Origin of the sequence: Stratiformator vulcanicus, from assembly GCF_007744515.1 — a bacterium.
GTDB lineage: Bacteria > Planctomycetota > Planctomycetia > Planctomycetales > Planctomycetaceae > Stratiformator > Stratiformator vulcanicus.
In genome coordinates this window covers 4,286,731-4,299,395 of record NZ_CP036268.1, presented here as the reverse complement: position 1 = coordinate 4,299,395, position 12,665 = coordinate 4,286,731, and the positions used below count along the sequence as shown (strand labels likewise).

The 12,665-nt window shown below is 61.0% G+C and carries 10 protein-coding genes; 8 read left to right on the top strand and 2 right to left on the bottom strand.

Going from position 1 to position 12,665, the window contains the following annotated elements; genetic code table 11:
• Positions 1-35: 35 nt before the first annotated feature.
• Positions 36-1,136: an acetyl-CoA carboxylase carboxyltransferase subunit alpha gene (locus Pan189_RS17115; protein WP_145365306.1), complete on the top strand. Its 1,101-nt coding sequence runs from the start codon at positions 36-38 to the stop codon at positions 1,134-1,136.
• 41 nt (positions 1,137-1,177) lie between these two features.
• Positions 1,178-1,627, top strand: coding sequence for a hypothetical protein (locus Pan189_RS17110; RefSeq protein WP_145365305.1), 450 nt, complete (start codon positions 1,178-1,180; stop codon positions 1,625-1,627).
• A gap of 18 nt (positions 1,628-1,645) precedes the next feature.
• On the opposite strand, the gene Pan189_RS17105 is transcribed toward Pan189_RS17110, so the two are convergent.
• Both Pan189_RS17105 and Pan189_RS17095 read right to left on the bottom strand, forming a co-directional pair.
• Complete coding sequence (locus tag Pan189_RS17105) at positions 1,646-2,857, bottom strand: CvpA family protein (RefSeq protein WP_310820694.1); 1,212 nt, start codon at positions 2,855-2,857, stop codon at positions 1,646-1,648.
• A 1,691-nt stretch (positions 2,858-4,548) separates the two neighbouring features.
• On the bottom strand, positions 4,549-5,343 hold the full coding sequence (locus Pan189_RS17095) for a creatininase family protein (protein WP_310820693.1): 795 nt from the start codon (positions 5,341-5,343) through the stop codon (positions 4,549-4,551).
• Positions 5,344-5,771: 428 nt separating this feature from the next.
• Between Pan189_RS17095 and Pan189_RS17090 the strand changes: the two genes are divergently transcribed.
• The 6 genes from Pan189_RS17090 to Pan189_RS17065 all read left to right on the top strand — a co-directional run bounded on the left by Pan189_RS17090 (position 5,772) and on the right by Pan189_RS17065 (position 12,528).
• Positions 5,772-6,902 (top strand): gluzincin family metallopeptidase, encoded by a 1,131-nt coding sequence (locus Pan189_RS17090; RefSeq protein WP_145365301.1) that lies wholly within the window; start codon positions 5,772-5,774, stop codon positions 6,900-6,902.
• A gap of 412 nt (positions 6,903-7,314) precedes the next feature.
• Positions 7,315-7,968: an NfeD family protein gene (locus tag Pan189_RS17085; protein WP_145365300.1), complete on the top strand. Its 654-nt coding sequence runs from the start codon at positions 7,315-7,317 to the stop codon at positions 7,966-7,968.
• A gap of 115 nt (positions 7,969-8,083) precedes the next feature.
• Positions 8,084-9,121, top strand: a complete 1,038-nt coding sequence (gene floA, locus Pan189_RS17080; RefSeq protein ID WP_310820691.1) for a flotillin-like protein FloA — start codon at positions 8,084-8,086, stop codon at positions 9,119-9,121.
• A gap of 56 nt (positions 9,122-9,177) precedes the next feature.
• Complete coding sequence (locus Pan189_RS17075) at positions 9,178-9,831, top strand: hypothetical protein (protein ID WP_145365298.1); 654 nt, start codon at positions 9,178-9,180, stop codon at positions 9,829-9,831.
• A 246-nt stretch (positions 9,832-10,077) separates the two neighbouring features.
• Positions 10,078-11,226, top strand: a complete 1,149-nt coding sequence (locus Pan189_RS17070; RefSeq protein WP_145365297.1) for a glycosyltransferase family 4 protein — start codon at positions 10,078-10,080, stop codon at positions 11,224-11,226.
• 60 nt (positions 11,227-11,286) lie between these two features.
• Positions 11,287-12,528: a CinA family nicotinamide mononucleotide deamidase-related protein gene (locus Pan189_RS17065; RefSeq protein WP_145365296.1), complete on the top strand. Its 1,242-nt coding sequence runs from the start codon at positions 11,287-11,289 to the stop codon at positions 12,526-12,528.
• The last annotated feature ends 137 nt before the right edge of the window (positions 12,529-12,665 follow it).

Sequence of the window (12,665 nt, the reverse complement as noted above, 5' to 3'; positions counted from 1 at the left end):
GGTGAAGGTCACGAAGACCGATCGCACCGCCCGTCATGAGCGCCATCCCACATCTTCCGTTCGAACGCGACGTTCATCAGCTCGAATTGCAGCTCGCCGAACTCGAGCAGCAGCCGAAGCCCTCGTCGAACATCAAGCAGGCGATCCGCAATCTCCGCGTCGAGATCAAGCGGAAGCGCCGCGAGATCTTCAAGAACCTCGACGCGTGGCAGATCGTCAAGGTCGCTCGCCACGAAGAACGCCCTCAGACCGCCGACTACATCGAGTTGCTGTTCGACGAATTCGTCGAGCTGCACGGCGACAAGGGCTTCGGCGACGATCGCGCGATCGTCACCGCGTTGGCGAAGATCGACGGCCGCAAGTTGATGTTCGTCGGCCAGAAAAAGGGACGCAATCTGAAGGAGCGAAACGAGTGCAACTACGGCTGCGCTCATCCGGAAGGATATCGCAAGGCGATCGCGAAGATGAAGCTCGCCGAAAAGTACGGCCTGCCGATCGTCACGTTCATCGATACCCCGGGAGCCTTTCCGGGGATCGAAGCCGAGGAGCGCGGCCAAGCCTATACGATCGCGCTGAACCTCCGCGAGATGGCCCAGCTCAAAGTGCCGATCGTCTGCATCGTGATCGGCGAAGGTGGCTCCGGCGGGGCACTCGGGATCGGGATCGGCGACCACGTCGCGATGCTCGAATTCAGCTACTACTCGGTCATCAGTCCCGAGGGCTGTGCGGGCATCCTTTGGAAGCACGTTCGGCACGCCGACAAGGCCGCCGTCGCGCTCAAATTTACGAGCAAGGATCTTAAGCGTTTGAAGGTCGTCGATGAGGTCATCGAAGAGCCTCTCGGCGGAGCGCACCGTGACCATCGCGCGACGGCCGATGCGCTGACCGCCTCGATCATTTCGGCGCTCGATAATCTCGCATCGATAGAGGGGGATGACCTCGTCGATCGACGCTACGATCGCTTCCGCCGGATGGGTGTGTTTGAAGAACGGGCGACCTCCGAGATCGCTGCTGCGGGCGATGCTTCGGCCGCCGACGAAGCGGGCGAGGCTGCTACGGACACTTCGCCTTCCAACGGTTCGTCGTCCACGTCTGACAAGGCGACCGAACCGGCCTCCGCGAGCAGCACGACGTAGAGCAGGCCCACCCGTTCGAGGGGCCGCTCCAACGTCCGATAATGCCCCTTATGTTCAACTCGCGGGTCAAAAAGGCAGGAAATACTGCGATTTCCGGTTCGGCCCGTTTGGCAGCCCGGTCCCCTGAACCGGCTGCGGGCGAAGCTTCGGAGGCGGACTTCGGGACGCCGATCGATCCTTCGCGAAGCACCGAATTCCGATGCGATGAGGCGACGCATATGGCGAGGACGTACGGGTTCATCCTGACGCTGCGAGGCGTCGATACCTCCTCCCCGGCGTTCGTTGATGCCGTGTTCGAAGCCGGGGGCGACGATGCTTCTGTCGGGGGCGGATTCCGTCGCGAGGAGGTCGCATTCGATCGCGACGCGGAGTCTTTCGATGAAGCCGTTCGATCAGCGATCGCGTGCCTGAGAACCGCGGCGCCGACGACCGAGGTTATTGGAATCGAGGTGGACGATCCGGCCGATCTTGCGCAATTGCTGCCGGCCTGAGTGCGCCCGATTTTTGAATTAAGTGCGGCGCTTCCGCTTCCCATCGGCGACCTTCGGCGAGGCCGACTCCACTGCCCTGCCGTGACGGGTGATCCGGGCTTCCAACGGCGTCGCCAAATCGGTTCCCGGATCGGGATCGGGGCGGATGTCGAGCAAGTCCGATTTCCAGTCCTTCAGCACCGTCTGCGCGACCGACGGATCGACGCCAGAGAATCGCTGCTGCGCTTCGTTGATGATCGAGTCTCGAATCTTCGGACTGTCGGAATAGACCGCCGCAATTTCGCCGAGCAGCTTTCGGTTTTGCTCGGCGATCGAGGCAGAGTTCGGCTTCGCCGGCGGAGCGACCGATTCCGACACCCCTGCCCACGCGCGGAAGATCGACTCGACCGAGCCGACGTTCGCCGGCGTCGCACGAAGGTCCCGGACGAGTCGCTCACGTTCCGTCGGAGCGCTGCGTGCGAATCGGTCACGGAAATCTTCAAGAACTCTCACGCCGAAGCGAGACGCCGACGCCGCGAGGTATGATTCGAACTCGCGCCGCAAATCATTTTTCGCCGGCGACGGCTTGGCCTCCGGCAATGCTCCGAAATCGGAATCTTTGCCGCCCGGTATTCGGTCGATCGGAGTCTGCGGTGGCGTGCCGAAGTTGTCGCCGGAGGAGCCGCTCCCCGGCGTGCCCGAACCGCTTCCGTCCGCGATGATCGTTTCACCGTCGGTCTCGGTCGCACGGGGAGGGCGGTCGAAGTTTTCGAGATAGGGATCGAGAATGTTCGCGAGGCCCTCCGGCATGATCGGCTGCAACTGCCACATGACGACGGCCGCCACGTAGCCGGCCCTACTGTTGAGAACCGTCGGTCGTGCCGCTTCCGAAAGGGTCACAGCGAAGAAGGTGATCAGGAGTGCGAACGCCGTCCCTTTGACGAAGCCGAATATCCCGCCGAGATGGCGATCAAACTCGACGAACTTCGCCTTTTCCAAAGCCGAGTGCATCGATCGCGCGATTGCGAACGAGACAAACGATGCCCCGATGTAAATGATGAACATCGCGATCCACCGATTCAGCGGCGGCTCCACACCGATGATCGGAGCGATCACAGGGGATAGCGTTTCGGCGAACAGGAAAGCGAGAACTAAGCCGGCAATGCCAGCGAGCTGCCACACGAAACCCCGCCGCATCCCGCGAATGGTGCAGAACGCAAGCAGGCCGAGAATGACGAGGTCGTACCACATGGAACGCATCCGCACACGAAATTCGGAATGGGAGCGCAGCAGCGTTCCCGGGTGTGTGGGTTGTAGAACAAATCGGCGGGCGGGCTAAAGAGCGATTTTGGCGACCTTCAATTGAAGGGGATTCCGGTCACTCGGTGCGCGGGGCGTGTCGCCCACGCGGGAGTCAGATCGCCCACTTTTTTTCAGTCGCCGCGATTGCTCGCAGGCGCTGTGGCCGATCGAAACGATGCAAGAACCTGACGGGCTCTCAGATGCGGGGGCGAGACGCACCCCGGCACCCGAACATCGGTGCCACGAACTATGAAGGGTGGCTGGGGACGGGCGCGAGATCGAAAGTTGTCCTCCTCGAACTCTGCAGGCGTACCCGATAGCCGATTGCCCGCCCCCAGTGCTGGGGCGATCGAATAGATAACAGCAGGTCGGCGTCGCCCCGCGCTCGCTGGGGGCGGCTCTTCGAGACCGTCCCCAGCCACCCATTTTTTGTCCGGCGCAACCATCTTTCCTCGGTTGGAGGAACACACGGTGCGCACCGCCTCTGTTCGCCCCGCCGGTGGGTGCAGTTACCTAATTGCAGCTTCCCATGCGGCGGATGTTGCCGCGGCAAAACTGCCGGGCGCGCGTCCGATTTTTTTAAAGCTGTCGGCTGTCGGCTATCGGCTGTCAGCTATTAGCAAGACACGAGTAGCCCGGCCTTTCATGGCCGGGTGCCGACAGGCACAAGATGCCGTTCGAGAACATTAAGAAAGAGTTGGAGGCCGACTGCGAGAGTGAAATTAATGAATTTCGAGTGGCACGGACAACGTCCGTGCGGCGCAGCCGCCAGAGTATTCAGCTACCGGCCATAATTAACATTGGACGCCGGACTGGTAAGGACATCTCTGCCCAGATGCTCTTGTCGCTGCGCGACCCGGACGATGTCCGGGCCACTCTTAAACGGGTAGCCCGGCCAATTTTGGCCGGGTGCCGACAGGCACAAGATGCCGTTCGAGAACACTAAAAGAGAGTGAGAGGCTGCCAACTGGAAAGAACTTAATAATCCCCGAGTGGCACGGACACCGTCCGTGCGGCGCAGCCGCCAGAGCATTCAGCTGCCGGCCACAATTAACATTGGACGCCGGACTGGTAAGGACATCTCTGCCTGAGTGCTCTACGCGACCCGGACGATGTCCGGGCCACACTTTGATTTACTGTTTGAGAACAATATGAGATCGTTGAAGGCCGACTACGAAAGTGAAATTAATAAATTCCGAGTGGCACGGACACCGTCCGTGCGGCGTAGCCGCAAGAGTATTCAGCTACCGACCACATACAACATTCGATGCCAAATTAGCAGGGATATCTCTGACTGAAATCTCTTGTCGCTGCGCGACCCGGACGTCGTCCGGGCCACTCGCTTGAATCATCAATGTTGGTCATCGAATCGCCGATCTCGGCAGGGACCGACAGGCAGAAGATACTGTTCGAAGGCGTCACAGGAGTAAGGGTGGCCGACCACTCAAGGACACCTTCTCGAAAAGCATCTTGTCGCTGCGCGACCCGGCCGTGAACGGCCGGGCTACCCGCGGTCGGGACGACCGGGCGCCGTCTCCGCCCGACTCCTGACTCCTGACTTCCGACTTCCGACTTCCGACTTCCGACTTCCGACTTCCGACTTCCGACTTCCGACTTCCGACTTCTGACATTCCCCCGCCTCATCTTACCGGCAATTCCGCGTACGTTTTGTCGATATCGGCAAGGAGATTGAGGACCGACTTCACGCCGAAGCCGAGGTATTCTTCGCCCTGCTCCGCCGTGGCCTTGGTCGCATCGCCCCAGGTGCCCGTTTTGGTGATGCGGTAGACGCTGCCGGGGGAGGTAAAGAAGAACGCGGCGTGGATTGCCGGGGACTCGGTGATCGTCTCCGGGAAGTTGGGGAACTCGGTATTGGCCTGTTCCATATCGACCAGTTCGGGATCGATGGCGAGGATCGCGGAGACTTCGGTCATCCCGGCGTGCAACCCTTTATCAAGGGTGAGATATTTGTCGCGCTCTTCGGCGGTCAGACCGTCCCAGTAATTGATCGGGAACGCGATCGTGCCCTCGGGCAGCCCGGCCTCGGCGGCTTGAGCGCAGGCGTAGGCGATCGGGTAGGTGTTGTCGAAATGGCCATTCAGGAACACGATCTTGCGGAAGCCGCTTTGGGCGAACGAGAGCGTGAGGTCCTTGATGACCGCCATGAAGGTTTCGATCGAGACGCTAAACTCAGCGGCGAATCCACGGTGTGGGTAGGAGAGCGTGTAGGCGAGCGACGGCGCGATCACCGCTTCGATTTCTCCGGCCACACGGCGAGCGATCTCCTGTGGAATGATTACGTCGGTCCCGATCGGCGAGTGCGGCCCGTGCTGCTCGGTCGCCCCGACGGGAATGATGACCGTCTGAGACTTCTCCAGGAACTGCTCCAGTTCGCGGTTGGTCATTTCGGCAAGGAACGGAGTGGAGCGTTTCATGACGGTACTTTGCAGAAAAAGGAGGCGTTTACTTGGCGGCGAAGAGTCGGCCGAAACGTTTTCTAACGCAGATTCCATTGAACGGAATTCGTTCGGCCGGCAACAGCCTGGTGATCCCGGCCTCAGCTCGCCGCTCGGTCGGGCAAAAGTGCAAAAGCGCCCCGTCGCGTGGGAGATCCGTCTTGCAAAATGTGCAATTATCGTGAGAATCCCAGCCGTCGCTTCAGGGGCCTCCGCCAAGGCATGTTCCCGAAGTCCCTATTCCTGAGTCAGTTACGGATATCCGGCTAAAAGAAAGCTTCGGTGGCGAAGTTTCGGCACGGCGATTGTTTACGACGCACTCAAGCTGACAAGGATGTCGGCAGGGCAACGGTGCAAGAAGCATCCCGCCCGACGTGAACCCCGCTCTTTTACGGGACCCGGTGAGCATGGAAGCTCGATGGATTCGCTTTGCGCTGGCTCTGGCCGCGCTTCTATCTTTGGCAGCCGCCCCCGCGAACGCGGCTTCGTATCGCAGCCCCAACTTTGTTGTCACCGCGCCGACGGCAGAGTTTGCTCAAGAGGTCGGAATGACCGCTGAGCAATGGAGGTCGCGATTGGCGAAAGAGTGGCTTGGCAAAGAACTCCCGAAGTGGAGCCGGCCCTGTCCGATCTCCGTGAAGGTCGGGCAGATCGGCGCCGGTGGAGCAACCTCGTTCTCGTTCGACCGGGGACACGTTTTCGGTTGGCGGATGCAGGTTCAAGGGACGGCCGAGCGGATTCTCGACTCGGTGATTCCGCACGAGGTCAGCCACACGATTTTCGCGACGCACTTTCGGCGTCCCCTGCCCCGTTGGGCGGATGAAGGGGCGGCCACGTTGGCTGAGCATCCCAGCGAAAAACGTCGGCAGGAAATGACGTTGCGACAGGTCTGGAAGACCGAACGCCGCATCCCGTTGAACCAACTGATCGGGATGAAGGAGTACCCCACCGACATGCGAGACGTGATGACGCTCTACGCCGAGGGGTATTCGCTCGCGAATTTCCTCGTGCAGGCCGGCGGCAAGGCTCGCTACCTCGAATTCCTCGAAGACGCGTTCGACGGCGGTTGGGATCAGGCCCTCGGTAAGCATTACAATCTTCGCGGCGTCGCAGCCTTGGAACGGCGCTGGGATTCGTGGGTCCTCGCCGGCAGCCCCGAGCTTCAACCCGGAACGATGGTGGCCGCGAACGATCACCAGCAACAACCGACCGGTGTGGCCGTGGCCTCGGCCGACACGTCGGCACCGAGCGGCATGACAATTCGCTCGCAATCGCCAGATGCCGAGACCCCCGGGGCCGAAGACCTCGGACGACCGGTGACCAGTATCTCCGTGCAAGAAAATATGGCTGCCGCTCGTGCCGAGCCGCAGCCGCCCCGCGGCGGGACCCCTTCCCTGGTGGCTCGTCCGAAACCACTCGACAGCTTCGTCAGCTACGAGGAAATTCGCTCGGCGGTTGCTCTGGCTGAAGCGGCCGGATTGCTCAGTGATCGGCAGGCAGCCGAGGTCTTAAACAATTCAAGCCGCACTCCCGAATAACTTCGCTCAAAACGCAACTCGCAACAGTAAAGGATCGACCCAGTAGGACGACACCCGCAACCCTTCGCCGGCTGGTCGAGTTCCCCGCCCGATCCGCCGCCGGAGTCATCGATCAACCCGCGATCGATGTGGAGGGAGGTGTCGGTGGAGCTCGCGGAATCGACCAAAGTCCCTCTCCCCTGACTGTTCCGGTATCCCACCGGGACACGATTTCGGGCCTCCCCGCAAGACCGACACCGCTCGTCCGCAGACGAGCCGCCGAATTTCGGCGGCTCGTCTTTTTTTGTCGAGAGTCGAGAGTCGAGAGTCGAGAGCTGAGAGCTGAGAGCTGAACGGGGCTGGAATCTTGCCGGACGGGTTGGGCCGGTTACACTGCGGGTATCTCTCACAGAGTCAGTTCCGCGGGACGTTGATGGATTATTCGCACTTCAGCATCTTGCTCCTGCTATTGAGTCTGGCGTTGCTCGTGACGGAGGTCTTCATTCCGTCCGGCGGCGTGCTGGGGGTGCTGACCGTCGTGGCGCTGCTTGGCTCAATCTATTGCGCGTACGAAGCGTGGTGGGGCACGAGTCCGACGGCCTGGTGGATTTACGTCGCGTCGGTCGTGTTTTTGATACCGTCGGTTCTTGTCGGGGCGTTTGCGGCATTTCCGCACACACCCTTCGGCAAGCGGGTGCTGTTGGAAGCCCCGACGCCCGAAGAGATTCAGCCTTACGCGAAAGAGCGCGAAGAACTCGCCGGACTGGTCGGAAAGCGCGGCGAGTCACTGACGCCGCACGCCCCGGGCGGGATGGTGATCGTAAACGGTCGGCGGTACCACTCCGAAACGCGAGGTTTGATGCTCGATCCGAAGCAGGAGATCGAGGTCGTTTCCGTATCCGGGAATCGCCTTGTGGTCCGGCTCGCCGACTCTCCGGCTCCGCCGTCGCAAGAGATCGAAGACGAGACTCCCGAGATCGCAGACGGCTCGCCGGAGGACACTCAGGACGAGATTGGGGACGACGCGAGTCGAGACCGGAGGCCGGACGGATCATCCATTGATTTCGATCTGCCGGAGACTTCGTGACGCGACTGCTTGAGTCGCCGGTAGCCGGGGCGTTACGCTACCGCCAATGTCCAACTGAGATGTGGCCCGAAACGATTGAACGACTACGGTCGGCCCAATGCGACTGGAGAGCGGGATGATTTTTGCCCAGAACGGCAGTCTGTTTATCTGGATCGGCGGGATATTCGTATTTCTCGTGGTCCTGTTCATTTTCGCGGTCTTCGCGAGATATTTCGGCCTGTGGATTCAGTGTAAATTCACGGGAGCCAAGGTCTCGCTGCCCGACCTCGTGATGATGTCGCTGCGGAAGGTCAATCCGACCATTATCGTCCGCAGCCTGATTATGGCTGTGCAGGCGGGGCTGCTGCGTGACTACCCGCTGACCCGCCGCCAGTTGGAAGCGCACTACCTCGCCGGGGGCAACGTTCCGAACGTCGTGCGATCGCTGATCGCCGCCCATCGGGCGCAGATCGATCTCAACTGGGATACGGCCGCCGCGATCGATCTCGCCGGTCGTGACGTGCTCGACGCAGTCCGTACGAGCGTTTATCCGAAAGTGATCGATTGCCCCGACCCGAAGAAAAAGGCAGGCACACTCGACGCCGTGGCTGGTGACGGGATTCAGTTGAAAGCACGGGCGCGAGTGACGGTGCGAACGAACCTGAAGCAACTGATCGGTGGGGCGACTGAAGAGACCGTGATCGCACGGGTCGGTCAGGGCATCGTCCAAGCGATCGGTTCGACGGCCTCTTACGCAACGGTTCTTGAGAACCCCGACCAAATTTCTCGGACTGTGCTCGGACAGGGACTCGAAGCGAACACGGCCTACGAGATCGTCTCGATCGATATCGCCGATATCGACGTGGGCGAGAACATCGGAGCCCGGCTGCAGGCGGATCAGGCGGAAGCCGACATGCAGGTGGCTCAGGCGAAGGCCGAGCAGTTGCGAGCCGAAGCGGCCGCGCAGGAACAGGAAATGATCGCCAAGACGCAGGAGAATCGGGCGACGGTCGTGTTGGCCGAAGCCGAAGTGCCTGCGGCGATCGCCGAAGCATTTCGCTCCCGCCGACTCGGTCTGCTCGACTATTATGAATTGAAGAACGTGCAGGCTGACACGCGGATGCGGTCGTCGATCGCGGGAGAAACGGTCGATAGCACTGCGGAGCGCGGCTGAGTCGAGGCTTCGCGGCGTTCTTACTTGAAAACCACTTTCGGGCGGAGAATCGGACGATGATGCTATTCGCCGACGGTATTCAGGTGGTGATTAGCGTGGTCGTGCTGATCATCGGGTTTATTGGCTGGCTCATGCAGATCGCCGGTCAGCAGAATCAGCCGAAGCAACAGGCTCGCCGTCCGCGGCCACCTCGGCCCAATGCCGGGGGACCCCAGGCTGGCGGCGGTGATCGGCTTCGGGACGAAATCGAGGTCTTTCTCAACGAGGTTTCTGACCGGCCCGATGGTGGTCCGAAGGAGCGGCCGGCGCGGCCACGCCCGGCGGCATTCAATGATGAGATCGCGATTGAAGTGATCGAAGAAGAGCCAACGCCCCGCCCTGCCCCCAAACGCAAGCCGGGCCGCCCTGCTGAAAAGCGTGAGCACCTTCACAGCGAGCTTGAAGACCGCCATCTCAAAAAGATGGAGCGATCGGAGTTTGACGACGTCAAGCGGCACGTCGGCGAATACATGCCGCATTCAGAGTCGTCTCGCGCGGAGTCGGCTTTCGGCGATCAACCAATGACGGGCGTTCGGAAAGAAACGTTCCGGTCGTCGCTTGCTCCTCAAACGAGCGCTGACATCCGTGCCGTCTTTGAAGACCCGACACGGGTGCGCGAGGCAATTGTGGTGTCCGAGATTTTGCAGAAACCGCGAGTCCTCCGGCGTTGACCGGCATTGGCAGGAGGCGTTCGACACCATCGCCGCATTGCGATAGTGAAGCCGTCGTCCGGCGGCGCTGCTGGCGCACTCATCCGCCCTTATTCGGGTCTGCTTCGTCCGGAGTTCGTATAACCTCGATCCCTGTCTGGCGACGCTGGCCGTGCCGGCTCAGGTCAATTTCCTTGGCGAGACGATGCTTGGCGAGCGCAGCGACGATAGAATCAGTGACTGCTCCGTCTTCGGTGAACCGCTGCTATGTCTGACTCGCTACTCAAAGTTCTGCTGTTCTCCGGCCGGTTCGAGGTGCGGGCCAGCTCGAGTTACACGCTTCGCTTAGCGCGCAGACTCCCCGAATTCGGCGTCGAGCCGCGGATCGTTTGCACCGATGCGCGACGGATCGATCCCGAATTACGCAACGCCCTATCGGTCGGGATCTACCCTCATCTGCTATCGCCGGTGCTGGGATCGGTCGTGTTCGAGGGCTTACGCCGCGACCAAGCGGATGATCCGCCCGATCTGGTTCACGCTCAATCGCTCGCGGTTCTGAAACCGGCCGTTCGATTGGCCAAGCTGCTGGGATGTCCGTGCATTGTCACGTTCGCCGCCTCGCCACCGGCCACGACGCGGTTCCCGGAGATCGGGCGAGGCTGCCAAGCGGCGATCGCCATCAGCAGTGCGCTCCGCAACGACTTGATTCGCCGCAATCGCGTGCGTCCCAATTTTGTTCGGCAAATTCACAGCGGCGTCGACATCCCGGAGGTTGACGATCTCAACACGGTGCTCGAGCCGGGTCACACGCCGGTCGTCGGGACCGCCGGCCCCTTGGAAATTTCCAAAGGGCTACCTTACTTCCTCGGAGCAGCCGCCCGCGTGCTCGCTTCACATCCGCAAACTCAGTTCCTTGTCTCGGGGGCCGGGCCGGAAGAACACAATCTGCGCCGTCTCGCCCGCGAATTGAAACTTGACGGAAGCCTGACGTTCGCGTCGAGCCTTTATGATTTTTCGCGTTCCATGTCGGCACTCGACATCTTTTGCCTGCCGTCGCTCCAGCAGGGACTGGGGGCGACCATGCTTGAAGCGATGGCGAACGGGCGGCCCGTCGTGGCAACCCGCGTGGGAGGCGTTGACACCATCGTGACCGATGGCGAAACGGGACTGATCGTGCCTCCGTCCGACAGTAGTCGGCTCAGCGAGAGAATCATCGAACTCTTAGATGACCCGCCGCTGGCACGGCGGATCGGGGATGCCGGTCGCACGCTCGTTCGCGAGCGATTTCAAGTCGCCCGGATGGTCGCCGAAACGGCCGCACTGTATGGCGAAGTGATCGCCGGTCGGGCGGATTTGTCGAAATCGACGGAACGAAAATTGAAGTGCAAACTGCCGAAACCGACAGTCAAGAACTGAGTTTGACGCTACCCTTCCCCGCAGTTCGCTCGCTTATTCTCCGTTTATGTTTGCTGTGATATGGATGCGGAAATTGTCGCCATCGGTTCGGAACTGACCCGCGGGGCGAAGCTCGACACGAACAGCCAGTGGCTCAGCACCGCACTGGCCGAAGCGGGCATCACCGTGCATTGGCAGGTGACCGTTGCGGATGATCTGCCGAGAATTGCGCAAGCATTTCGCACAGCCGCTGGGCGATCTGACCTCGTCATTATTACCGGGGGACTCGGGCCCACGCAGGACGACCTGACGCGCGACGGGCTGGCGACCGCCTTCGAGCGACCACTCGAATTCGATCAATCTCAGTTCGATCAGATTCGCCGGCTGTTCGAGTCGCGGGGTCGAACCATGGCCGAGCGAAACCGCCTGCAGGCGATGTTTCCCCGCGGGGCGACTCCGATTCCGAATCCGATCGGCACCGCTCCGGGTATCTGGCTCGAAGTCTCCAAGGGGGACCGATCAGAGAGCGTCTGCCGGTTCGCGGCGCTCCCGGGTGTCCCGTCCGAAATGAAGCGCATGTACGCGGAGTTCGTCAGGCCGCGACTGCCGCAAACGGACCAGATCATCCGAACGGCCCGCATCAATATTTTCGGGGCGGGCGAGTCCGAAGTCGAAGAGCGGCTCGGAGAGCTGACCGCGCGAGATCGCTCCCCGGAAGTCGGGATCACAGCTCACGAAGGCACGATCACGCTGCGAATCGTTGCCCGCGGAACGAGCGAAGAGGATTGCGCCCGGCAATTCGATGCCGTGCGGACCACCACCACCGAGAAGCTTGGCGATTTGGTCTTCGGCGAAGAGGATGTCGAGTTAGAACATATTGTTGCCGAGCATCTTGCGAAATTGGGTCGAACACTCGCGATTGCCGAAACTGCGACGGCGGGACTTGTGGCACACCGACTCTTTTTGACCGAAAGGGTCGACGACCTTGTCGTGCGGGCGATCACGCTATCGCCGAATCAATTTGCAACTTTGGCAGAAATGACGGGCTCCCCTCAGCTTGCTGAGAATGAAATGAAGGGACTCGCCGCCGATTGCGCTCTCAAACTTCGGCGGGACGCCAGAAGCGATTTCGGATTGGCCATCTCTCCATTCGAGACCGTCCGAGACGCTCAAGTCGCTGCCGGTTTGGCAATTTCGCTTGCCGATGAAACGGGCGTTGAAGTGGTTCGCCACGTCCCAGTCGGCGATTGGAGCATCGCGCGGAGTCGCGCCGCGAAAGCCGCTCTTGATCTACTGCGTCGATCGTTAGCGCGGCATCGTTAATAATGAGATTGCTTCACCGTCCGCTCGAAACGGCGTGTTGCATTTCATCAACGTTTTTCTGACGCGATCGCCTGAGATCAAGCAGCGTCCGCCCGAGTTATGGCGTACGTTTCGTGAACGTGCGGTTCTCCGCTGCC